Raw genomic sequence first — 24,693 nt, forward strand, 5'->3', positions numbered from 1 at the left:
AGTAAATGAAAGCTTGTGTTAAAATGAATGCACCACTTTAAAAGTTATTTTTGCGCCCCGATGCAATTTGACTTACAACATACCGATAGTAAATCTTCGGCACGTGCAGGTACGCTGAAAACTGCTCATGGCGAGATTAAAACGCCTATTTTTATGCCGGTAGGCACTGCCGGCACAGTGAAGGCTGTCCATCAGCGTGAACTGAAGGAAGACGTTAAGGCTCAGATTATATTAGGCAACACCTATCACCTATACATGAGACCTGGTCTGGAGGTGATTGAGCAGGCTGGGGGTTTACATAAGTTTAATGGCTGGGATCGGCCGATTCTTACTGATAGTGGAGGCTATCAGGTTTATTCGCTGGCAGATAATCGAAAGATTGTGGAGGAAGGTGTTCATTTTCAGTCCCACAAGGACGGAAGCAGGCATTTCTTCACTCCTGAGTCAATCATGGATATTCAGCGCACCATAGGTGCTGACATTATCATGGCGTTTGATGAGTGTACTCCTTACCCATGCGAGTATGATTATGCGGAACGTTCCATGCACATGACTCATCGCTGGCTCGATCGCTGTATCCAGCGCTTTGATGAGACGGAGGGCAAGTATGGATATAATCAAACCCTTTTTCCAATTGTTCAGGGAAGTGTTTACAAGGATTTACGGTCGAAATCAGCGGATTACATTGCCAACACAAATCGGGAAGGAAATGCGATTGGAGGACTATCGGTAGGGGAGCCGGCAGAGGATATGTATGAAATGACTGAACATGTATGTGGTATACTACCAAAAGATAAGCCAAGATACCTGATGGGTGTAGGCACTCCAGCGAATATTCTTGAATGTATTGCACTTGGTGTGGATATGTTTGACTGTGTGATGCCAACAAGAAATGCCAGGAATGGCATGCTTTTCACCACTCAGGGGATCATCAATATCCGCAATGAGAAATGGAAAGAAGATTTTTCCCCGATCGATCCTGAGTTGGGACGGTATACAAGCACTTTTTATTCAAAAAGCTATTTGCGCCATCTGATCACAAGCAATGAAATTCTTGGCGCACAAATTGCAAGCATTCAAAACCTCACATTTTACCTGTGGTTGGTAGAGGAGGCTCGCAAACAAATCTTAAATGATACCTTCGCTAGCTGGAAAGATCAGATGGTGAGGAAGGTGAGTCAACGACTTTGATCTGGCATATGAAATTAAAGAAACTTGATTGGTACATACTTAAGAAGATTCTGGCGGCATTCGTCTTTGTTGTGGTGTCTCTGGAGATGATTATATGTGTGCTGGACTGGGTAGATAAAAACGATGACTTTATAGAGAATGAAGTTCCCGGTCATCTGATCAGGCAATACTTCCTCACGTTCATTCCTTGGATTGCAGGACTTCTTACTCCTATTACCGTGTTTATTGCCACTGTTTTTACAACGGCTAAAATGGCCGCTAAGACCGAAATCGTTGCGATCCTGGCTAGTGGAGTTAGTTTTCGCAGGATGCTGATCCCATATTTAATGGCGGCTATATTGATTGCAGGTGCTAGCTTTTATTTGAATAGCTATGTAATCCCTGATGCCAATAAGTTTCGAATCGCATTTGAGCTGGAGTATTTAAAAGATCCATTTTACAATACAGATAAACACATTCATCTTAAAATAGCTGAAAGGGATAGCCTGGAGGACTACATCTATCTCTATCGCTACGATGTAAGAAGAGACATAGGTTCCTCTGTATCTCTGGAAAAAATGAAGGGCACTGAGTTGGTAGATAAAATAAATGCCCGACAACTTCAATGGGTAGATAGCACCAAAAGATGGAAACTAAAACGCTGGCAAAGAAGACAAATCCTGGAAGATGGTGAGGTCATCACAGAAGGTAAAGAACTCGATACGCTACTAAATCTCTATCCGAGCGATTTTGGTAACAAGGATCGGATGTGGGAAACCATGACCATGGGGGAGCTCAACGATTACATCCGGCTGCAGAAATCCAGAGGAGCCGATGATGTACACATCTTCCAAGTGGAAGAATATATTCGATACATGTCTCCTTTTGCTGTTTTTATACTCATGGCTATTGGTGTAATCGTTTCTGCAAGGAAAACACGACAAGGAACAGGATTCCAGATTGCTTTGGGATTTGTGATCGCATTTGCATTTATCATCACCTTTGTGCTTGCGCGAGCGATAGCAGAAGCGAACTCCATGAATACCATCCTTGCCATATGGATGCCTAATATCATTTTTGGAGGGGTAGCCATGCTGCTGTATAAAACCGTACCGCGATGATGCAGGAGCGCAAAGATTACCTCACCCTACACTTCATTGTGTTGATATGGGGCTTTACAGCCATTTTGGGTCTATTGATTGATATCCCATCGGTGGAGGTGGTGTTCTTTCGAACCCTTATTGCTGCGATTGGCCTGTTCATTCTTTTGAGGTTTTGGAATCGACCGTTAAAGATCAATTCACGAAAGCACATATTACAAATACTTGGTACAGGTGCTTTAATCGCCCTGCACTGGATATTATTCTTCTTGTCCGCGCGTATATCCAACGCTTCTGTGTGTTTGGCGGGTATGGCAACATGCTCCCTGTGGACAAGTTTAATCGAACCCCTATCCCAGGGGCGAAAGATTAAAAGATTTGAGGTGATGCTCAGCATTATAGCGTTTATAGGTATTGCGGTGATATTCAATGTAGAGTTTGATTATTTGGCGGGTCTTCTTACAGCAGTTCTTTCTGCGTTTATAGCATCAGTGTTTACTGTTATCAATGGTCGTCTTACCAAATCATATGATCCTTATGTGATTACCTTTTATGAAATGACGGGTGCTTGTTTGGCAATAGCCGCCTTTTTTCCCATCTATATCATCTATTTTGTTGGAAGCCTCTCGCTAACACCCTCTTTAACTGACTGGTTATACTTAGGTATACTTGCGATTGTTTGTACGGTGTATGCTTATTCTGTTTCTGTGGAATTAATGAAACGGCTATCGGCATTTTCAATCAATTTGGTGGTGAATTTGGAGCCGGTCTATGGGATTATCCTGGCATTGATTATTTTCGGCGATAGCGAGGAGATGAGCCCGGGATTTTATGGAGGGACATTATTGATCCTAACCTCGGTGTTGCTTTATCCGTTATTGAATCGGCGCTACAAGAAAAAGGCGCTATCAACCGATATAATCAGATAATATGCTACTTACAACTACTAACAGTGTGGAGGGTAAAACCATCACCACTTACTATGGACTGGTCACCGGCGAAGCAATCATTGGTGCGAATATTTTCAAGGACATCTTTGCCTCTATCACCGATGTGGTAGGTGGGCGATCTGGTGCTTATGAGAAGTCGCTCAAGGACGCAAAAAACATTGCTGTTCAGGAATTGATCGAAGCTGCCTCTGCGCTTGGAGCCAATGCAGTCATTGCCATTGACCTTGACTATGAAACCATGGGAAAAGATTCAGGAATGATGATGGTGAGTGCCAGTGGCACGGCCGTGAAACTTGATTAGAGAATAGGACATTTGTATCTTGCCATCATGGCAAGAAAGAATTTATTTCTACTTGCGCTGAGCATTACCCTATCGCTCAGCGCACAATACTATCCTTCCAAAAAAAGCTGGGAAAGAAAGGAGCCAGCTTCTGTCAACATCTCACAAGCTGCCGTCGATGATGCAATCCAGTTTGCTCAAGATAATGAGTACTCAGGGCCAAAAGACCTAAGGTTGGCGATATTAGAAGGGTTTAGTCAGGAACCTTATCATGAACTACAAGGGCCGACAAAAGAAAGGGGTGGACCAGCCGGAATGATCATTAAGAATGGTTATGTCATCGCTGAATGGGGTGATGTCACGCGAGTGGATATGACCTTCAGCGTCACCAAAAGCTATTTATCAACCACAGCAGGACTAGCTATTGATGATGGACTTATAAGCTCGGTAAAAGATAGGTTAAGCCATTATGTGTGGGATGATACATTTGAAGGAGAGCACAATTCGAAAATAACCTGGGAGCACCTTCTCCATCAAACATCCGATTGGTCAGGTGCATTGTTTGGACTATACGATTGGGCTGACAGGCCATCTCGGGATGGAAAGCTCGATGATTGGAAATACCGCGAGCTAAAGGAACCCGGCACCAGCTATAAATACAACGACGTTAGGGTAAATGTACTTTCATACGCTTTATTGAATGTCTGGAGAAAACCTTTGCCGCAGGTACTAAAAGAACGCATCATGGATCCAATTGGGGCGAGTACAACCTGGAGATGGCATGGCTATGAAAATTCATGGGTCACAATGGATGGGCAAAAAATGCAGGTTGTAAGTGGCGGAGGACACCATGGAGGGGGAGTTTTTATCAACACAGAGGATCATGCTCGATTTGGATTGCTATTTGCACGAAAGGGAATATGGGATGACAGACAATTAATCTCTGAAAATTGGACTGAAATGATTCAGACACCCGCCTCTGCATTTGAAAGTTATGGCTATATGTGGTGGCTAAATAAAGGTCCAAGAGCATGGGAGGGTTTACCCGATCACCTTTTCTATGCAGCAGGATTTGGAGGAAATTTCATTGTTATAGATCAAAAGAATGATCTGGTCATTGTTACCAGATGGTTGGAGCCATCAAAATTAGGAGAGCTTGTCTCTAAGGTTTACAAGGGTTTGGAGTAATCAAATAATCGAAACGATCACTTTACCGTGATGCTTCCCTTCCCCAAAATACTGAATGGCCCAGGGAGTTTTCTCCATTGGATAGGGGCCATCAATGATCGGTTTGACTTTACCTGACTCGTATAGCTCTTGAATTTTATCCAGGTCTTTGTTGGCATCAAGAGGTAGCACATAAACGGGTTTTTTCAATACTTTCTGTGCAAAAACCACCTGTAAGAGTCTCCCCAATACTCCACCAACTGTTACATACCTGCCATTCGGATTTAAAACCTTTGTGTATTTTTTTGGAACACGCGTTGTTTTTGCATCCAGAATCAGGTCATAGCTTTCATCTCGCTTTGTAAAGTCTTCTTCTTTGTAATTAATAACTTGATCAAAACCACGCTCTTTCATGGTCTTCAACTTATCTCCGGTATCTACACCCGTCACTTTGCAATCATAGGATTTTGCAATTTGGAGGCCGATCATTCCTACTCCACCTCCAGCCCCATTGATCAGGACATTCATTCCTTTTTGAATTTTTCCCAGATCTACTAATCCCTGCCAGGCCAGGTTTGCCGCATGAGAAAGGGCTGCAGCATCTTCAAAGGACATGTTTTTTGGTTTCTTGACCAGCGCTTTTTCATTGATACAGATATACTCTGCAAAACTCCCGAAACCATAATATGAGATGTCTCCATAAACAGTATCTCCTCCCGTGAAATGTGTCACACCAACACCACAGGCCTCCACTACTCCGGAAAGCTCCATGCCGGGGATTGGATGTTTGGGTTTAAATAAACCAAATAAGAGACGGTAAAGATTGGGTTTGCCTCTGACCATGCTCCAATCATAATCATTTACGGCACTGCAATGAATTTTAACTAAAACCTCATGCTCCTTTGGAATTGGTTTTTCAACGTCTTTAATCTTGAGTTGGGAAGTCGGGCCGTAGGAATCACAAATGATTGCTTTCACAGTTTGGTAGTTAGGATGACGATGTAAGGACGAATGAAGTCAATCAATAGTTACATCCTCAGACTTCCTGATCCATCAAATCTGTCACCACATGGTAGCGAGGATCATCGATGGAGGAGACAATCATATGCTCGAACTCCGGACTGGCTTTATGAAGCAATGTCTTACATTCAGGGCTTAAGTGAACGAGCTTAAGTTGTTTCCCATAGTCTTTATATTTCTTTTCTAAAGCATAGATGGCCTCTATTCCGGAATGGTCGCTTACTCGTGATTCCAAAAAGTCCAGTTCTACTTTTTCGGGATCATTGGCCGGGTCAAATTTGGAATTGAACGACTGAACCGAACCGAAGAATAGCGGTCCCCAGATTTCATACACTTTGGTGCCATCTTCCTTGATGGATTTTCTTGCTCGAATACGAGTCGCATTTTCCCAGGCAAAAACCAAAGCAGACATGATTACACCCACAATTACCGCGATTGCCAGATCTTGCCAAACAGTAATGGCCGAAACGGTCACAAGTATGATGGCATCTGATAGTGGAATTTTGTTGATGATGCGGAAACTACTCCAGGCGAAAGTGCCTATCACCACCATAAACATCACACCCACTAGTGCAGCAATTGGAATTTGCTCAATCAAAGGGGCGGCAAACAGTATGAAACATAGCAATGCAATAGCCGCTGTAATGCCTGAAAGCCTCCCTCTGCCGCCTGAATTAACGTTGATGATCGATTGACCGATCATCGCGCATCCACCCATGCCACCGAAAAGGCCATTCAGGATGTTGGCACCACCCTGCGCAACACATTCCCGGTTACCACTTCCACGAGTCTCCGTCATGTCATCAATGAGGTTTAGCGTCATTAAAGATTCTATTAAGCCAACAGCTGCCAAAAGGAATGCAGTCGAAAGGATTAACCCCCAGTGTCCATTAAGTGTATCGAGTAATCCAAAAATCTGAATTTGAAAACTTGGCAAACTTCCCTCAAGTCCGTTTCCACCACCTTCTCGGATGAATGACCCTACGGTACTAACATCCAGTCCTCCAAATATCGTAATGCATGCAACCACTACAATACCCATCAATGCGGAAGGTATTTTTTTTGTGAGCTTAGGCAAGAAGTACATGATAGTCATGGTGAGTCCTACCAGGCCAAGCATGATATAAAGGTCTTCTCCTGACTTCCATTGGTAAGCTCCATCTATTTTTTCTTTGAAAAGCCCCAATTGAGATAGAAATATGACAATGGCAAGCCCATTCACAAACCCCATCATTACCGGGTGGGGGATGAGACGCACAAATTTTCCAAGACGAAAAACGCCTGCCGTAATCTGGATTGCTCCCACAAACAAAAGCGTAATGAAAAGCCATTGTAGCCCCAGGTTTTCAACTGGGTTGGCGAGTGACATTCCAACTTCATTTCCTTTTTGGATCATATGAACCATCACCACGGCCATTGCGCCGGTAGCTCCAGAGATCATGCCCGGTCGTCCGCCAAACATCGATGTGACAATCCCCATCATAAACGCACCATATAAGCCAATCATCGGGTCGACTCCTGCCACAAAGGCAAAAGCCACCGCTTCAGGTACCAATGCCAACGCTACCGTCAGGCCGGATAGGATGTCATTTTTCGGATTAAAGGTGAAATTTCGGAATAATCTTTTCATACGTCATTATAAATGAGCGCGCAAAGATAGAATATTAGGAGAGGGCACGTAAAGATGACCCGATTATTTCTCTGTTATCAGACCAATCGACTGTGCGTGACGATAAGCTTCATCTGTGTTTACGACCATCTTAATTGGAACGCCGGCCTCTACCACTTTAACTTCAACTTCATTGTCAATTTCTCTATTCTTGATAGATCTTATGTAAATTGCTTTGACCCGATCTGGATGTTTTTTTACTATGGATGCATAAATCTCCGGGTCCCGCTGGCCGCTATCACCAATCAGAACGAACGTAAGGTTGGGATAAAACCTCATCAGCGATTCTATTTTCTCTTGCTTGTGAATGTGAGTGCCACCTCCAGACTTTATTAGTTCTTTCAGTCCACTCTTAAATCGCTGCAAGAGAAATGGGCCTTTTGGCAGTTTCCTCGTTTCAAAAAAGTCTACCAAAAAATCATATAGATTCCATTCGCTGCTACTGACATAGAATATTGGATTTACAGACTCATCACCTGCAAGGGCACAATAGAAATCCTTAACACCGGGAAATGGCAAACGCGTTTTTGCATTCTTAGTCAGAATCAATCTAAGTTTTCGTAGTAGCTGTGTTGCATGAGAAATCAATACTGTATCATCAATGTCTGATATCACGCCGAAATCAGTATTTTGACTTGTGATCAATACCTCACCGTTTACTTTACAGTCAGCAATGGTGTATGTAATTTGATGCCAGCCTGGTTTTAGGGGATGAATAAGATCAATATGCGCTTGAAAAAAACCCAGTTCATCTGTAGTTACGTTCCGATTCTGATCATGAAATTGAATGCCTACCTCCACTTCAGGAAGTGAAGTACTCATGTAGCGAGCAATCATATTCCTAAAGTTTTTACGCTTTTTATCGTCAGCATCAACCAGAAATTTCGGACGGTTTTCTAGGACGTGTCCTGAAATAACAACTTTCAAATCGTTTCCATATCCACGATAAGGTACAATAGTGGGTGGCCGAATAATGCCCAGTTTTTTTTTCAGCCAAAGAAAAAACCGTATGCGAATTTTTTTGAATATTGCGATTGGTATGTTGGTTTGGTTACTGACTAAATTATGTACTTATTCAATAACAGGTGAGCAAACAGAAAGTTCTTTTCGTTATCAATCCAATTGCCGGGGACACCAATAAAGATGGTCTATATGAGCTGATTGATGATTTTTGTCAGACCCATGATTATGATCATCAAATTTTAAAAACCGAAGGGGAAAATGATCGGAAAAGGATCAATGATGCAATAAACAGGTTTGATCCAAAAATTGTAGTAGCCGGGGGTGGGGATGGCACCATCAAGTTAGTAGCAGAAGAGTTATTGGGTACCTCAATTAAACTGGCAATACTGCCGCTGGGTTCTGCGAATGGACTTGCATCGGAACTGGAAATACCTGAACGATGGAAAACTAACTTAAAGCTCCTCCAAGAAGCTAAATTCAGAAAGATTGATGCTGTACGTGTAAACGGAGAATTATGTCTGCATTTGAGTGATATTGGATTTAATGCAAAACTGATTAAAGAATTTGAAAGAGAGGGTAAGCGTGGAAAACTTGGCTATGCAATTTCATTTTTCAAGCAACTGGGCAAAAGGAAGAGAGGCAAGTATAAAATTAGCATTGATGGAGAAAGGTATCAATACAAAGCAGAAATGATAGTCATTGCTAACGCTTCCAAATATGGAACCGGAGCTGTCGTTAATCCCCGTTGCGATATGCAGGATGGACTATTGGAGGTTTGCGTGTTTATGCCCATTCCGTGGTATAAGCTTATACACTTGACCTGGCATAGTTTTATTGGTCGACTGGAAGAGTCGGATTATTATGCTATCCATCAAGGAAAAGAAGTCACTATTTATTCCTCAAGAAAGCGAACCCTTCAGGTAGATGGTGAGGTGATTGGTAAAGCGAAAAAAGTAAACGCAGAGGTGCTTAAAGGTGCTTTGGATATAATGGTTTGCGATTAATTAGTTCAAACGCTTTTTTCGTCCCCTCTTTCTAACACTACATACGATTACTGCAACAATAATTACTAGCCATCCGATTCCAATTTTGATGACCATAACTTCCATGAGCATTGTGAAGAGTAGCGTGTCTACCTTTTCATACTTCCAAAATACCCATTCACTAGCCAGTTTGGTGGCGATGATGGAGTGACCGGTGGAAAGTATGATGATGCCGTCACCTGTATCTGGATTTAGTCGAACAGCCGTGTTGATAGGGGGAGTGCTTTTTCCATCATGACCAATAATGAAATCTTGAGTGTCTGTCTTTGCGAACAGAATGGTGCCTAATCCCCAAATTGCGGCTCCCATGGTGCTAGCATGTGGCTCTCGCATCATTTTCAATGTTTCAGGTTTGATGATATTTCTTCCTTGATTTTCACCGTTTTCATTTTTGAGGTGAATTTGAAAAAATATCTCCAGATCTGCTATTGAGGTATAAAGTGATGTGGCAGCAAGGGACACATAGCGATAATGCTTCGCTTTAGTTCCATCGTTATTATAAAATTCGGCTAATGCATAAGCCGAAGATTCGTCCCACTCATAGGATGTTTGCATCATACCAAGTGGTTGAAATATCGATGCTTTCATGTAATCCTTGAATGACTGTTTGGTGACTTCTTCTACGAGCAGTTGCAGCAAGGTATAGCCCCCTCCAGAGTATTTAAATTCACTCCCCGGTTTTATGCCTACTTTAACTATACCGCTTATCCCTTCATCTGCGTCTGGTGCGTGAGTAAGAGATTCTTCGATAGATGGAAGAGGCATCCCCTCAGCAAATCCTGAGTACCCCAACTCATCGGTGAGTCCTGCGGTATGGCTCAGTAATCTCCTTACAGTCACTTCATCATTGTTATATTCACTTGGAGGAAGTTGCCACCGTGTCAGATATGTGCTGATTGGAACATCTAAATCGATTTTACCATCATCTACTAATTTCATGATACCAAAAGCAGATACCCACTTGCTTAGTGAAGCCACTTGGAAAACCGTGTTTCGATCAACCGGACGTCCTGCTGAACGAAATTTTTCGAGGGCCACCTTTCCGTTTTCCATTGTTGCCATAGCAAAACTGCCGACGAATTCATCTTCCAGCATTTGGTCTACAACTTGTTGAAATGCTTGTGGAGATTTCTTGGCAATAGGTTGATGAAACCAACCATTTACTGTGCCGATAAAAGTGAAGCCTGCCCATAGACTCATTAGAAGGACGGCAGCTAAAACGCAGAAAAGAATCTTTTTCATTCGGTGTTTTTGCTGCTAATTACGTGGATTCGTACTCAGAAAATAAATATTCCACCCGTCACTTACCCGTCATTTTCATGAAACAGAAAATTTACGGTTCTACCTGTTAATCATCCCCATGTTTTCAAACCAATGATTCCATGATCCCAAAGGTATAATGATGCAATGAGGCACATCACGGTTAGAATTGAATAAAACCAGAAAGTAAAGTTGCGTTTGACTTTAGTATATGCATAGACGCTAATTCCTACAGCTAAAAAAGAAAAGAGTCCTAATAGTAAAGATGCATAATAAACTGTTAGAGACACACCGGTTGGGCTGCCTAATAGGTTGTGAGGATCTTTATTACCGCCGTAGGCTAGAAAGAAGAAAAATAGCATAAGGCATGCTCCTATTATAACCGGTCCGGACTGTACAAGGTGGGTTAAATTCAGCTTTTCACTGCCTATCAATAATCGAATGATTGTTACTAAAATCCATACTCCACTCGCTAGCAATCCAACCACCCAAAGCCCGGTAAATATCCAGGACGACCATATAGCAACTAAGGAGGTAGGAGCGTAAATACCCCACCCTGTTGCCACTACTTCTCCTTTTAGCGGATCTTTGATTTTAGCCAGGGACACCTTATCCAATTGTCCATAAGCTAAGCTATCGTTGATTGGGCGAAATTTACGTGCTTTTCCAGAAGGATAATTGGCCAGGTAAATTAAGCTATCATCCGACCAAATTTTCTTGATTTGAAATAGACTGCTAGTAAAGAAACTCATTTCTTGTCGGGGGTTGATTGCATAGTAGAAACCATCAAATGCATCGGTAGTGGAGGTTTCAATTTTAATTTTAGGTGATTCAATATTTTTGGTTAAGTACTTGGCTATTTCTTCCGAGATTGAGTTTCTGATATTGCTGTTAGAGGAATTAATCATTACAACATATCCAATGTCATATTCCCGGTTATAAATTAACTCACTTGATCCCCCACCAACTCCTCCATTGTGTCCTTGAAATGGGAAATCATTGATGATGCTTGTGTAATTATTTAAGCCATACCCAGTTTCTACACCTGCTCTTGCTCCAATGGTAGTTTTAGGTGTTTCCATTCGGATCAAGGACTCTTTGCTGATGAGTGATACTGAATCAACTTTTCCATCATTTAAGAAAAACCGAATCATGTTAGCCATATCTATTGCACTGGCATTGATAGAGCCAGAAGCTCTCATGATAATGTTCCAGTATTCCTGTGGTTCCGTTCCTTTGTATAAGGTTACTCCATGAATATTATATTTATCATCCTTGAAGTAGGTCGCAGTTTCCATACCTAATGGGTCAAAAAAGGTTTCCTGCACGTAATCTTCAAAATTCTGACCCGTAATCTTCTCAACAATGTAAGCAGCTACAGGAGGGCCGGAGTTACAATATGAATGTCTGGTTCCTGGTACCCATCTTGTAATTCTGGAATGTGGGTGGAAGTCTAATGCATCTCTTAAAGAAATCGGCTCAGGTTCATTATGTGCATATTCAACTAAATGAATATCATCCCAGCCGGTGGTATGTTCCAGTAGATGTTCAATTAGAATAGGGTTGGTATCCTCCCATGGATTTTCAAAGACAATCTCTGGAGCCCAATCTATCAAACGATCTTCAAGAGATATTTTTCCTTCCTCTTGTAGTTTCAGGATGGAAAGGGCCACAAACATTTTTGAAATGGAACCTATTCTAAAGAGTGATTCACCGGTTGCCTTTTCTTTAGTTTCCAGGTCCCGTACTCCAAATGCCGTCGCTAATAAAATGCTATTACCTCGAACAATGGATACTGATGCAGCAGGAACCGAAGATTCATTTACCATTGAATCTATTTTAGATATCAAGGCTTTCAAATCTCCAGGGGGGCTCGTTTCCTGGGCCAGACCCAAACCAACGAATCCTATATAAATAAGTGTGATCAGTGATTTTTTCATAATGGCATCACATCCAAAGAAGTTCTTTATTCGACTAATTTAATTCTTCGTTTTTTACTCTCATCCAAACGTAAACAGGTAAGCCTCCCACTAATAGTAAAAATCCCCAGTACACGATTTCTAGTCCCGAACCGGCAATGGCCCAGATGGAAAAGATGAAGGAAACAGAGGCGATTGCGACCTTACGTTTAAATCCGGATGTGAGACCTTCATTTTTAGCTGTTATAATCACATAACTCACGGAGGTAAAAAGATACGCAATAAGGGCAGTCATGCTAGAAAGAAGAATGGCAAACTTAAAAGCAGCGACCAATCCTTTGGAGTAATTCATGATCATCAGAATGGAAATGAGGATGCTCGATAGTACGATACTCACTGCAGGAACACCATTTTTGTTTTCTTTAGTAAAAACAGAAGGGAATAGTTTATCTCTGGATATAGCTGCAGGTATTTGGCCTTGAATAAGGATCCATCCATTGAGTGCACCGAGCGTGGAAATGATCGCACCAACGGCCACCAGCTTTTCTGCCCATGGTCCCCAGATGATGGAGGCGACATCAGCAAAAGGAGCTTGTGAAAACTGTAGTTCTTCAGGAGGTATGATTCCCATTAATGAAGTGGTTCCAAGGATGTATACCAGGGTGACAATTCCTAACCCAAAATAGGTTGACCGGGGAATGGTTCGTGTCGGGTTTTCAATGTCACCAGAAGGAATGGTGGCGCACTCGATTCCCATATAGGCAAAGAAGGTGAGCGTAGCAGTTTGAGTAATGGCACGAAAGTCAGAGAGTTCACTAATATTGAAGGAACTGAAGTGTTCAACTTCAAGATAGAACAATCCAAAAATGCCGATAGCGAGCAGAGGAGTAATCTTCAGGATGCTGGTAACCAAGGAAAAAATGCCTGCTTCTCTGATGCCCAGGGTATTAACCCATACCACTCCCCACACAATCGCTAGTCCTGTACAAATAGCCAGGACGTTATTGACTTGCAGGACAGGAAAGAACACTCCCAGGTAGCTCACCAGCGCAATGGCAATCGCGGCATTTACGCACCAGATAGATATCCAATACCCCCACGCTACTAAAAATCCGGCAAAATCACCTAAGCCAGAGCGGGAGTACACGTATGGCCCGCCGGAAGTACCCGGTATCATTTTGCTAAACTCGATGAAGACATAAGCGAGGGTGGCCGCTCCAAATGCTGAAATGATCCATCCTAGAATACTGATACTTCCAAAGGAAGCGAGGGTGGCAGGCAAGAGAAAAATGCCTGAGCCGATCATGTTTCCCACAACCAGGGAAGAGCTGGTCCAGAAGCCGAGCTTTTTTCTGCTCATGTAATAGTGATAGATGTCGGTTTAAAAAAATGTATTTTTGAAATATACCCCAAAATAAATGAACCGATATCGCATCAATCCGGAGATTACGCAGGCAGAAACATTACCGGCTTCTTTCTACAGGGATCAGGCCACTTTTGATTTGATCCGGGAAAAGGTCTTTTACCAGTCATGGCAATGGCTGGGCGATGAAAATCTGGTTCAGTTGCCGAAACAGACGTATCCTTTTGTTTTGATGGATGGTTTTCTTACCGAACCAATGGTGCTGACCAAAGACGAGGAGGGTGATATCCATTGCCTGAGCAATGTGTGTACGCACCGGGCCAATCTTGTGGCACAAAACCCCGGGAGTCAACGAAAGTTGGTTTGCATGTATCATGGGAGGAAATTCGGACTGGATGGAAAGTTTGAGTCTATGCCGGAATTTAAAGAAGCCAAGGATTTTCCGAGAGCGTGTGATGATCTGCATCGGTTTGAGCTAGCAAAGTGGGGACCTATGCTGTTTGCACAGTTGGGAGGGAATATTGACTTTCATCAGGTGATTAAGGAGATGAATCAATATGTCGGTTTTCTACCCATTGATGAATTTGTCTTCAACGCTGTGCAATCGAAGAATTACCTGGTCAATGCCCATTGGGCGCTGTATTGTGATAACTACCTGGAGGGATTCCATATTCCATTCGTGCACAATGACCTGAATGAGGCACTGGATTACGGGAGCTATGAAACGATCCTTCATGATCATTTCAACGTGCAGGTGGGATACTCCGAGGGAGCGGAAGATATTTTTGATTTACCTAAAGATCATATCCATGCTGGCAAACGTGTGGCCGCCTACTATTTCTGGGTGTTCCCCAACATGATGTTCAATTTTTATCCCTGGGGATTGTCGGTCAATATTGTGCGTCCACTTTCACTGAATCAAACTAAGGTGTCGTTTTTGTCATACATCTACGATGAATCCAAACTCCACAAGGGGGCGGGCGCTATGTTGGACAAAGTAGAACGAGAAGATGAGTTTGTAGTGGAGGGGGTTCATAAAGGCCTGCAATCGAAATACTATCAATCCGGCCGCTTTTCACCAAAACGTGAGCAGGGGGTGCATCAGTTTCACCAGATGCTGGCGAAGTATTTGGGCTAGATTGTTGCTAGTTAGATTCCTAAGCATTGGTTTGTGTCTTCACAAACCTTTTCTCCTTTCGTTTCGTGAGGACACGAACCGAGGCATGCTGAGAGGGATCTTAAATAAGAACAATGTGATAAAACTGATTACTTAAAATCCAGATTGATGTAAAAAGAATAGTCAAAAGAAGCGTAATTACCAGGAAACTCAATCTGTACTTTTCTCTCATTGATATCATGTAAAGCATGAGAAAATGAATGGTGATAAATATTATTGGTAATGTAAAAAGTCCAAGGTCTAGTGATGTGCTAATTCTTCCTAAATCATTTGGGTTACGATAGTTCATTACTCCAGAAAGAAGCTCCAGATAAAAACAAGTAAACAAAAAGGGAAAGAGGTTTTTGTTTCCATTTCGACCAATAATCAAAAAGAAAACAATCGCTTGTAATAGTGTTATTACTGGTCCTGCTAAGCTAATTGTCGTGTAATGCCAATCTCTTTCGTATCCTCCAGAAATGGGATAAACTTTATTTAATGTCATTCTCATCTTATATCCAAGAGACTCCCCTATAGTCCAATGGGCGAACTCATGCATGATAAATGTGAAAACAACTCCTATTAGGGAAAATAAAATATACTTATATAAACTTCTCTTTTTAAGTATCATATTCTTTAGGCATGGCTTGTGTCCTCACATGCCTTCCTGTCGTTTCTTGAGGACTCGAACCGAGGCAGGGGAGTCTCTCTGATTTTGAACGTAGGATTACGTATAGATTACTCCCATAAAAGTTTACGAGACGGTTAGTGCAATTTGAATGACTTCCATTCAGTATGCGCTATCTCATTCTCAAACACTCCAAACACCGTACTTCCGCTTCCGGTCATAGAGGCATAGATCGCTTCTGCCTCGTACATCTCTTTTTTCAGCTGCTCAATTTCAGGGTGGTTCGGAAAGATGGAGGCCTCAAAATCGTTTCTAAGCAGGTCTTTCCATTGCTCAATGGGCCTTTGAATAATTTCTGAAACAGAGATTTCAGATTGCTTAGGCTTAACCCCTGAATAGGCCTCTTTGGTGGATACGTGAATGCCTGGATTATGGATAGCTAAATGATAGCCGGAAAGGTCCAGATTTATAGGTTTAAGTTTTTCCCCTCGTCCTTTGGTTATGGCTGGTTGGTTTTTAATGAAAAAGGGACAGTCGCTTCCTAGCTGCAAGGCGTAGTTTTCAAGCTGCGAATCTGTAAGATTGAGTGAAAATATGTCATTCAGTATTTTCAGTGTGAACGCTCCATCCGCCGAGCCGCCACCCAGTCCTGCTCCCATGGGAATGTTCTTTAACAGATGAATTTCCACGGGAGGAATGTCAAAATCTGCCTTGAGGAGTTCATACGCTTTTACACAAAGATTGGAGGAGGTGTCTCCCGGAATGTCCAGACCATAGCTGTGAAAAGCAAAAGAAGCTGCCTCTATCACTTCCAGGCTGTCGCGCCATGTAATGGGATAAAAGCAGCTTTCAATGGTGTGATAGCCATCTTCCCGCTTGCTCACAATGTTGAGTCCAAGATTAATTTTTGCGTTGGGGAAGGAGATCATTGTTGCAAGTTTTTAGCTTCAAGCTACAAGTTTTTTTAAATAGCCAGAAAGCATTTTTTGCTCTTCAATGATCAGATTCAAAATGCTTTCTAATTCAGCATTTTCAACCAAGTTTAACCTAGAGATTCCTATAAAGAACGTTTCAAGTTCAAAAGTAGAACCAAGTGCTATTTGAATAAACCGCGCCTGATCCTTTATTCCTTTTCTACTTGCTTCTTCTGCAATATTGGCTGGAATGGATGATGAAGCCCTATTTATTTGGCTCACATGTCCTTTTTGCCATATCAATAGCTCTTTGAAGTTTCGCATACAAATTTGCAGCTTAGGCCTTGCGGCTTACAGCTTGTAACTTATCACTTACTAAGCTCCTCCACCATCGCATCGGTGATACCTGAGGTAGAGAACCCACCATCGTGCATCAGGTTCTGCATCGTCACCATACGTGTCAGGTCGGAGAACATGGCAATGCAGTAGTCTGCACAGCTTTCAGCGTCTGCATTTCCAAGCGGAGACATCTTGTCTGCATAATTGAAGAAGACATCAAAGCCCGGAACTCCAGAACCTGCAGTTGTCATGGTAGGAGACTGGGAGATAGTATTCACTCGTACTTTCTTGCTTACGCCAAATCGATAGCCATAGCTCCTGGCAATGGACTCCAACAAAGCTTTGGCCTGAGCCATATCCGAGTAATCGGGAAAGGTGCGTTGTGCTGCGATGTAAGAAAGACCAAGGATGGATCCCCATTCGTTCATGGCATCCAGCTTCTCTGCAGTTTGCATCATCTTATGGAAAGAGAGTGCAGAAACGTCTAATGTTTTCTGGAACCAGTCGTAGTTCAGGTCACCATAGTCTTTGCCTTTTCTAACGTTCGGGCTCATGCCGATGGAGTGAAGTACGAAATCGATTTTTCCACCCAATGTTTCCTGAGATTTGGTGAATAGGTTTTCCAGATCTTCCATGGAGGTAGCATCCGCTGGGATGATTTCTGCCCCACATTTTTCACCGAGTTTATTGATCTCACCCATTCGCATGGCGATCGGGGCGTTGGTCAATGTAAATGTGGCTCCTTGTTCGTGTGCTTTTTCAGCCACTTTCCAGGCGATGGAGTTTTGATCCAGTGCTCCTGAGATGATTCCTCTTTTTCCTTTTAGTAGATTATTTGACATGGTATTAATTTCAATTGGTTGTCATTCTGAACCTTCTGCCGCCAAAGGCAGGCGTGTTTTAGAATTTAAATTTCCGTAAAAATAGATGTTGATTTAAAGACATAGACTTTTAATAAGAGTTTTTTTGATTATCCCCTCAAGCCGGGGAGGCTCTTCATTTTTCCTAGATGAAAAACGAAGCAAAAAATCATGACAAAATCAATCCAGCCATCCCACAATTCCATCACGTAATTTTGTCTTTTCGCTGCATGCGGCGATTGTGAACTAAACCTCCTTTTTTAAGGGGGAATGTTCACAGCTGAAGTAACTCCTTCGCGCTTTCCATTGCTGAGGTACCTGGATTTTCTCCCCCGATCATTTTGGCGATTTCGGTGACACGATCTTCGTCTGCTAATTTTTTGATTCGGCTGACGGAGCGGTCAGAAGTGTGATCTTTGTATACATAGTAATGTGCATCACCTCCGGCTGCAAACTGCGGTAAGTGACTGATACTGATCACCTGATGATTTTTAGCCATGTGTTTCATCATGCGAATCATTTGAAGTGCCACCTCACCAGAAACCCCCGTGTCAATTTCATCAAAAATGATGGTCGGCATGGCGGTCTTATCTGCGATCAAATATTTCACCGCAAAAATCAGTCTGGAGAATTCTCCTCCGGAGGCTACTTCTTTCAGCTCCTGAGGTTTGATGCCTTTATTGGCACTAAACAGCATTTCAATGGTGTCCAGTCCGTGTATGGAAGGCTCAGTTGGATTCACTTTGATCTCTACCGTACCATTTTCAATGCCGATCTGATGAATGATTTTTTCGATCTCATCAGAGAAATTAAGAGCGGATAGCTTCCGAGACTCAGTGAGTTTGCCACCCTTTTCCTGCATCGCTTTTTCTGCACTTTCCATCTCTTTCTTTGCTTTCGCAATGTCATTGTCAAGGTTCGCAACCTGGCTCAGGCTTTCATCCAGTTCGTTTCGAATGTTGACTAGCTCCTCCACTGTAAGAACCGTGTGCTTTTTCTGTAATCTGAAAAGCAGATCCAGTTGATCCTTTAGTTCCTGGATTTTTTCCGGATCATGCTCCACTTGATCCTGCACGCGCTGCATCTCATTCGAAATATCAGCTAGTTCGATGGAAGCACTTTCCATCCGCTCGCTCAAGTCCTCCAAATCTTTGGAGAAGGATGCGATGGAGTGGAGGAGGGATTTAGACTCATTGAGCTGTTGTAAAATGGCTACCTCAGACGCATCCAACATATGTATGGACTGAGATAGCTTGAGCTTTATGTCTTCGGCATTTTCGAGTACTTCCAGCTCTTTTTCTAGCTCTTCCTGATTTAGATCATCCAGGTTTGCTTCTTGTAGTTCGTTCAGTAAAAACTGCTTATAGTCTGCATCTTCGGCACTTTGAGCTGCAAGTGTTTCCAGTTTCTCTAATCGTTTTTTAGCAGATGCATAGGTTCTGTATGCTTCCTGATAATTAGTAATCAATTCAGGATGTGCTGCAAATGCGTCCAGTGCATTGAGCTGGTACATATTTTTCCCCAACTGCAATGATTCATGCTGCGAGTGTACATCCATCAGTTTTTCACCGATGGACTTCAAAGCACTGAGGTTGGTTGGTGTGTCGTTTACAAAAGCACGGGATTTTCCGGAAGGACTGATCTCCCGACGGATAACACATTCGGTCTCATTGTCAAGGTCTTCTTGTTCGAAGATTTTTTCTAAAGCGTATGAGGAAATATCGAATACCCCTTCAACAATGCATTTCTGATTTTCATCAAGTAGCACTTTGGTATCAGCTCTCTTGCCCAAAAGCAAACCCACCGCACCCAGCATGATGGATTTTCCTGCGCCGGTCTCACCAGTAATGATGTTCAGGTGAGAAGATGGGGACATCTCCAGCTCGCGGATGAGTGCGTAGTTCTTTATCTGCAGTGACTTGATCATAAATGGGTCACAAAGATATGTAAGAGACTACTGAATTAATGCCTTGTACTCATCCGTTCTTGCAGGGTCAATATTGCTTAAGAGATTGTAGGCTTGTCTGCGTGTTGCGAGGCTGGATTCTGAGAAAATCTGGATGAGCTCACCAGATTTAGCATCCATAAAAGCAATAGTCAGGATGGAGCGTGGGCGTGCCCGATTTGCACGCTGAACTTTTGATAGAGCATCCAGAATATTTTTTTCTGCCTGCTCCCGATCGTCCGCCATTATGTCTAGCCCTTGACGATGGTAGATATACAATGCTTCTCTAATTGGTTCTAGTTGTGGATTCTGAACATTTTCAACCAGCCAGTACCTGTTTCGTACACTATTGAACTGCTGCCAACCAGTGTAATTTGTTTGCTGTGCATTGTTCACGATTTTGAAAGCGTTTTGAAAATGCGGTGTACCGCCCATCTCAGAGAAGGTGTCATAATCAAAACCAATGATCATATAGGCATAGTATGCCAGCATGGAGGTGATGTTGCTGGTAAAGGTGTTTTCATTGAATCGAAGCGGCTGTGCCTGCACATATTCAAACTCCCAATCTCTGTCTGCGAAGTTTAGAATGACGGATTCATACCCAGTGCCATACACAGGTCGGCTGGAAAGTACCTGCACAGAAGCTTTAAATACCCCAATGCTGGGCATTTCAGAAATAGTGATCACCAGATTACAGTTGATGACTTCTTCCTCCTCAAACTCGTCATTGGTCCACTTGGTGGTGTTGAGAAACTGGGCAAATTCCGTTTCCATTTCAGTAAACACGGCTCGTTCGGTGGTTTGCACCTGTTGTGCATTGACAATCACCCGGCAGTTGAGTTCCTGAGAAAAAGATGTGGTAACAATAAGAACGAGTAGTATTCCTGAAAATCTCATTTAAAGGTGCTTTATGACGTATTTTACGATATCCTCTGCTACTTCGGCCTTACTCTTCAACTCAAATTTTTGTTCGTTATTGTCTTTATCAAAGAAGGTAACTTTATTGGTGTCTTGCTGAAAGCCAGCCCCCTGGTCATTGAGTGAATTGAGTACGATCAGATCAAAATTTTTCTTCTTTAGCTTCTCCTTTGCATTGACAATCTCATTGTTTGTTTCCAATGCAAACCCAACGTGATATTGCGTCTTTTTATTTGCGCCAAGTGTGGCTGCAATATCCGGATTCTTTACTAACTCAATGTGAAGGTTGTCTTCACTTTTTTTGATTTTTTCCTTGGCTGGTTCTTTTGGTCGGTAATCAGCAACGGCAGCAGCAAACACAACAATGTCTGCATTGGCGTGGTGTTTTTCCCCTTCTGCCAGCATTTCGTTTGCAGATTGCACTTTAATTACTTCTCCATGCTGTGGAAAGAAATCTGCAGGACCAGAAATCATGGTGATCTCTGCTCCGGCATTTCTAAATGCATTAGCGATGGCGGTTCCCATCTTTCCGGACGAATGATTTCCAATAAACCGTACCGGGTCAATCGACTCAAAAGTAGGACCCGAGGTGATAAGTACCTTTTTTCCTTTTAGTGCTTCGGAATTAGCGAGCTTTTTTTTTACAATTTCCAGCAACTCTTCAGGTTCTGCCATTCTTCCTTGCCCGGACAGTCCGCTGGCAAGCTCACCATCTCGGGCTTCAATCACCTCGTTTCCGAATGACTGAAGTTTTTTAAGGTTTTCTTGAGTCGTTGGATGTTGGTACATATCCAGATCCATTGCTGGCGCCACCATGACCGGACATTTTGCGGAGAGGTAAGTTGCTAAAAGCAGATTATCACAAATGCCATTCGCCATTTTACCCAGAGTATTCGCACTCAGGGGTGCAATCAGCATCAGGTCAGCCCACATTCCCAGTTCAACATGGTTGTGCCACTCCCCACTTTTTTCATCAAAGTATTCGGAGTAGACAGGGTTTTTGGAAAGAGTAGCCAGTGTGAGAGGAGTAATAAAGTCTTTGGCGCTCTCTGTCATGATCACTTTGACTTCTGCCCCTTCCTTTTTGAGCAAACGCACAAAAAAAGCGGTTTTATAAGCCGCGATGGACCCACAAACCGCTAATAATATTTTTTTACCCGCCAACATGGCGACTAATTTATGCTAATTCTGAACCAGACTCTTGTTCTTCTTCAGGTAATCTGAAATTTAATTCACCATTTAAGAATTCTTCGATTGCCATGGTAGTAGGCTTTGGCATACGCTCGTAGAATTTAGAGATTTCAATTTGCTCTCTGTTTTCGAAGATCTCTTCCAGGTTGTCAACTGAAGAAGCAAACTCAGCAAGTTTAGCGTTAAGCTCTTCTTTTTGATTTGCGCTGATTTGTCTCGCTCGCTTGGCAATAATTACCAAAGACTCATATAGGTTGCCGGTAGGCTCTAGAATCTCCTGATTGTCTCGGGTAATAAGTGATGAATTTATCTGCTGCATTTCGCTCTAATTATTTTGAATCTGCAAATTTAGTAATTTCTTCTATGCTTTTTGCATAAATCTTCTCTGCATCTTTTATGTACTCACTATTTGGATATTTGTCGATAAACTCCAGGTAGTGATCAATTGCGTTTTGGTATCGCTCTTTTTGCTTTGAAGAGATGCTTTCCTCAGCATAGTCGAAGGAAGTTTCTATTCTTAAATACGCAATTTCTTCATTGTATTCCGAATCAGGAAAATCATCAGCAAAGTTGTCGTAAACCACTAAAGCTGACTTATATCTTCTCAGCTTATAGTAAAGCTTACACTGTTCATAGGCCTTCTTTTCCAGTTTTTCCTGCATGTCATCAATGATCCTATCTGCATCCTCAGCATATTCTGATCTGGGATATTTATTGATGAAATTTTGCATCGCTGCTACAGCTTCATAGGTCACCGTTTGGTCCAACTGATAGTCTGGTGATTGCAGATATAACGAATAAGCATGCATGTATGCAGCCTCCATCACATAATCGGATCGGCCGTAGATTCTAACAAATTCTTCGAAGTGGTGAGCACTGAGGATATATTGTTTTTGGTAATAGTAACTGTAAGCAAGGTAGAAGTTTCCTAACTCGGCTTCTTCCGTCCCTCTAATAATTGGAAGAATATCCTCAAGTAAAAGAATGGTTCGATGGTAATCTTCCTCTTCGTAATATTGAAGGGCTGCTTCGTATTTTACTTTCCAGTCTCCACTTTTTTGAATCTTGCGAAACTTGCAACTACCAAGTGCAGCGACAGCAACAATGAACAAGATTAGAATTCGAATTTCCCTCATAATTTTTTAATAGGTCGGCAAAACTAAGGACTTATGGCTTAAACGGAAACAACGCCGCAATCATTCACCATCGTTCTTAATGCTTTTTAACGTTTGTTTTCTTTTTTCATTGATACCCTCGATGTTTAGCTTTTCTGGTGGGGGCAATTTTTTTGGTGTATCCTCCATTTCTGACGATGGCAAAGGAGTAGTTAAAAGGTCTTCCAATGAGGGCCTTTCATCGCCTCTCCATTCAAATCCATCAAGCCTCTGCACACCTGGAGTTAGTTCATGTGGAGGGATAAATCTCGCTTCAGGCTTGATATAAAATGAAATATTATCCAGTTCCTCATCGACAAAACGAATGGTCATGTCACTACAAAGAATACGATTCATTCCAAGTGTTATAATTTCATTAGGATCGTCATCATCCAGCACATAATAGATACTCTCACCATTTCCATTCACATCAATTCGCTTGATCTTAGATCGCTCAAAATGAGCCTGCATGGTTCTTCCTTTGATCTGGTTATAATTGTTAAGGGTATCCTCTGTGGCAAGGAAAGCTTTTTGAAGGAGTGACATGGTTTTGATCTCCTTCTCAGTCACTTCCATTACAATTGTATCACCCTGTAGCTGGTTTTTGAGATTCCAAAAAATGGGATCTTTATAGAAATAGAGCAATGAGTCTTGCAAAAAATAAGAAGCTGAATCAGCTAGCCCCTGGAGGTTTTGTTTCCAGATACGCACATTATGATATGCTAGTATTCGCTTCGCTGAATCGTATTCGCTTTCTATTGAAACCAGCGTGTCTGCTGCCAGATACAATGTGTCTTCTCGAAGAAAACGACGCATAAGTGCGTTCCCATATACTTTACTTATGCCGTTGGCCTTGTCAGCGAATCCATCATCTCCTGTAATGACCACATCGTCTTCTTTCGAAGTGAGTTTTACATTACCGCTGGCATCATAATATTTTTTGAGATCATCAAAGAAAAGCTCATCGCCTTCCATATAGTAATCTGTTGTTTCCACGGTTCCTTCCACGAATTCGGATTGATCCATTCGTGTACGGAATGTTCCTCCCTTAGCATGCAGGATTGATTCATCTTCGGTGATGATGGTTGTCTTTCCTTCTGTGATGGCGATCTTAGGACGGATGTTGTATCGCAATGTGTCGGACTTAAGCGTATAATCAGGAGCGACAAGCACTACGTCCGAATAGAAAAGTGCATATTTCTGCAAACCGTAATAGTATCCGGTTTTACTTGTCAATACATTCACAGAATCTTTAAGCTTACCTCCATTGAAGTATTGGCCTTCCTCTGTATCCATGTTGTAATCAAGGAAGTCGGTTGTTAATCTTTGATCTGCTTTGGTATAAATCACATTTTGACGGAGTTTTGCCGTTCGATCCTGCCCATTATAGATCAGTTTTCTTGAGGTAATTGTCACAGAGTCATCAATGATCTTCACATGACCGAAAGCCTCCATCACATTGTCATCTACATAATAGTAGGAGCTGTCGCAATACATGGTGGTTGTTTCCTGGGCAAATACCACATTGCCAATCAGTCTTCTGATTTTTTCTCCATTTTTACGAAATTCATATAAATCTTCAGCTTTGTATTTGATGCGATCTTTCTTCTGGGCTTGTGTGTTCCAGCAGAGGAGTAAAAGTGAGAAGACTAAAATGGTTTGGAGTAACTTCCGCATTCGGCAA

23 protein-coding genes are annotated in these 24,693 nt (G+C 42.3%); 7 read left to right on the forward strand and 16 right to left on the reverse strand.

The genetic code is table 11. The annotated features are described in order from the left end of the window. Positions 1–60 precede the first annotated feature (60 nt). The 5 genes from tgt to ACXAH9_RS06385 are packed head-to-tail and all read left to right on the forward strand — an operon-like array spanning position 61 to position 4,688. Positions 61–1,191: a tRNA guanosine(34) transglycosylase Tgt gene (tgt, locus tag ACXAH9_RS06365; RefSeq protein ID WP_474894017.1), complete on the forward strand. Its 1,131-nt coding sequence runs from the start codon at positions 61–63 to the stop codon at positions 1,189–1,191. 8 nt (positions 1,192–1,199) lie between these two features. Further along, positions 1,200–2,291 (forward strand): LptF/LptG family permease, encoded by a 1,092-nt coding sequence (locus tag ACXAH9_RS06370; RefSeq protein WP_474894018.1) that lies wholly within the window; start codon positions 1,200–1,202, stop codon positions 2,289–2,291. Continuing rightward, positions 2,288–3,199, forward strand: a complete 912-nt coding sequence (locus ACXAH9_RS06375; protein WP_474894019.1) for a DMT family transporter — start codon at positions 2,288–2,290, stop codon at positions 3,197–3,199. Before ACXAH9_RS06370 ends, ACXAH9_RS06375 begins: the two co-directional genes overlap by 4 nt. Position 3,200: 1 nt before the next feature. Continuing rightward, entirely contained in the window at positions 3,201–3,521 is a 321-nt protein-coding gene (locus ACXAH9_RS06380) for a heavy metal-binding domain-containing protein (protein WP_474894020.1), read from the forward strand. 27 nt (positions 3,522–3,548) lie between these two features. Then, the gene (locus tag ACXAH9_RS06385) at positions 3,549–4,688 is read left to right on the forward strand and encodes a serine hydrolase domain-containing protein (RefSeq protein WP_474894021.1); all 1,140 of its coding nucleotides are present in this window, start codon (positions 3,549–3,551) and stop codon (positions 4,686–4,688) included. Here ACXAH9_RS06385 and ACXAH9_RS06390 read toward each other — a convergent pair whose 3' ends face one another. From ACXAH9_RS06390 to ACXAH9_RS06400, 3 genes are all read right to left on the reverse strand, one after another. After that, positions 4,689–5,645, reverse strand: a complete 957-nt coding sequence (locus ACXAH9_RS06390; protein WP_474894022.1) for an NAD(P)-dependent alcohol dehydrogenase — start codon at positions 5,643–5,645, stop codon at positions 4,689–4,691. Between the two features lie 58 nt (positions 5,646–5,703). After that, entirely contained in the window at positions 5,704–7,317 is a 1,614-nt protein-coding gene (locus tag ACXAH9_RS06395; RefSeq protein WP_474894023.1) for a SulP family inorganic anion transporter, read from the reverse strand. A gap of 63 nt (positions 7,318–7,380) precedes the next feature. Further along, positions 7,381–8,283, reverse strand: a complete 903-nt coding sequence (locus ACXAH9_RS06400; RefSeq protein ID WP_474894024.1) for an App1 family protein — start codon at positions 8,281–8,283, stop codon at positions 7,381–7,383. Between the two features lie 158 nt (positions 8,284–8,441). Between ACXAH9_RS06400 and ACXAH9_RS06405 the strand changes: the two genes are divergently transcribed. Further along, positions 8,442–9,323 (forward strand): diacylglycerol/lipid kinase family protein, encoded by an 882-nt coding sequence (locus ACXAH9_RS06405; protein ID WP_474894025.1) that lies wholly within the window; start codon positions 8,442–8,444, stop codon positions 9,321–9,323. On the opposite strand, the gene ACXAH9_RS06410 is transcribed toward ACXAH9_RS06405, so the two are convergent. The 3 genes from ACXAH9_RS06410 to ACXAH9_RS06420 all read right to left on the reverse strand — a co-directional run bounded on the left by ACXAH9_RS06410 (position 9,324) and on the right by ACXAH9_RS06420 (position 13,901). Then, the gene (locus ACXAH9_RS06410) at positions 9,324–10,604 is read right to left on the reverse strand and encodes a serine hydrolase domain-containing protein (RefSeq protein WP_474894026.1); all 1,281 of its coding nucleotides are present in this window, start codon (positions 10,602–10,604) and stop codon (positions 9,324–9,326) included. A gap of 110 nt (positions 10,605–10,714) precedes the next feature. Further along, the gene (locus tag ACXAH9_RS06415; RefSeq protein ID WP_474894027.1) at positions 10,715–12,562 is read right to left on the reverse strand and encodes a serine hydrolase domain-containing protein; all 1,848 of its coding nucleotides are present in this window, start codon (positions 12,560–12,562) and stop codon (positions 10,715–10,717) included. A gap of 34 nt (positions 12,563–12,596) precedes the next feature. Then, positions 12,597–13,901, reverse strand: coding sequence for an amino acid permease (locus ACXAH9_RS06420; RefSeq protein ID WP_474894028.1), 1,305 nt, complete (start codon positions 13,899–13,901; stop codon positions 12,597–12,599). Positions 13,902–13,959: 58 nt separating this feature from the next. Between ACXAH9_RS06420 and ACXAH9_RS06425 the strand changes: the two genes are divergently transcribed. Next, on the forward strand, positions 13,960–15,042 hold the full coding sequence (locus tag ACXAH9_RS06425; RefSeq protein WP_474894029.1) for an aromatic ring-hydroxylating oxygenase subunit alpha: 1,083 nt from the start codon (positions 13,960–13,962) through the stop codon (positions 15,040–15,042). A gap of 100 nt (positions 15,043–15,142) precedes the next feature. Here ACXAH9_RS06425 and ACXAH9_RS06430 read toward each other — a convergent pair whose 3' ends face one another. The 10 genes from ACXAH9_RS06430 to ACXAH9_RS06475 form a co-directional block, all read right to left on the reverse strand. After that, positions 15,143–15,619: a hypothetical protein gene (locus ACXAH9_RS06430; RefSeq protein WP_474894030.1), complete on the reverse strand. Its 477-nt coding sequence runs from the start codon at positions 15,617–15,619 to the stop codon at positions 15,143–15,145. Positions 15,620–15,825: 206 nt separating this feature from the next. Further along, positions 15,826–16,617: a 4-(cytidine 5'-diphospho)-2-C-methyl-D-erythritol kinase gene (gene ispE, locus ACXAH9_RS06435; protein ID WP_474894031.1), complete on the reverse strand. Its 792-nt coding sequence runs from the start codon at positions 16,615–16,617 to the stop codon at positions 15,826–15,828. Between the two features lie 18 nt (positions 16,618–16,635). Beyond that, a complete protein-coding gene (locus tag ACXAH9_RS06440) occupies positions 16,636–16,926 on the reverse strand; it encodes a four helix bundle protein (RefSeq protein ID WP_474894032.1) in 291 nt (96 codons plus the stop codon). Between the two features lie 44 nt (positions 16,927–16,970). Then, positions 16,971–17,783, reverse strand: coding sequence for an enoyl-ACP reductase FabI (locus tag ACXAH9_RS06445; protein WP_474894033.1), 813 nt, complete (start codon positions 17,781–17,783; stop codon positions 16,971–16,973). A 292-nt stretch (positions 17,784–18,075) separates the two neighbouring features. After that, positions 18,076–19,728 (reverse strand): DNA repair protein RecN, encoded by a 1,653-nt coding sequence (gene recN, locus ACXAH9_RS06450; RefSeq protein WP_474894034.1) that lies wholly within the window; start codon positions 19,726–19,728, stop codon positions 18,076–18,078. 27 nt (positions 19,729–19,755) lie between these two features. Then, positions 19,756–20,643 carry a type IX secretion system protein PorD gene (gene porD, locus ACXAH9_RS06455; protein WP_474894035.1) on the reverse strand — a complete coding sequence of 296 codons (888 nt, stop codon included), beginning with the start codon at positions 20,641–20,643 and terminating at the stop codon, positions 19,756–19,758. Beyond that, positions 20,644–21,831, reverse strand: a complete 1,188-nt coding sequence (gene coaBC / locus ACXAH9_RS06460) for a bifunctional phosphopantothenoylcysteine decarboxylase/phosphopantothenate--cysteine ligase CoaBC (RefSeq protein ID WP_474894036.1) — start codon at positions 21,829–21,831, stop codon at positions 20,644–20,646. Positions 21,832–21,841: 10 nt separating this feature from the next. Then, positions 21,842–22,174 (reverse strand): DNA-directed RNA polymerase subunit omega, encoded by a 333-nt coding sequence (locus ACXAH9_RS06465; protein WP_474894037.1) that lies wholly within the window; start codon positions 22,172–22,174, stop codon positions 21,842–21,844. 10 nt (positions 22,175–22,184) lie between these two features. Continuing rightward, positions 22,185–22,991, reverse strand: coding sequence for an outer membrane protein assembly factor BamD (locus tag ACXAH9_RS06470; RefSeq protein ID WP_474894038.1), 807 nt, complete (start codon positions 22,989–22,991; stop codon positions 22,185–22,187). 60 nt (positions 22,992–23,051) lie between these two features. Continuing rightward, on the reverse strand, positions 23,052–24,686 hold the full coding sequence (locus tag ACXAH9_RS06475; protein WP_474894039.1) for an OstA-like protein: 1,635 nt from the start codon (positions 24,684–24,686) through the stop codon (positions 23,052–23,054). Positions 24,687–24,693: the final 7 nt, after the last annotated feature.

The sequence above is a fragment of the Ekhidna sp. ABH4_415 genome (genome assembly GCF_056161305.1).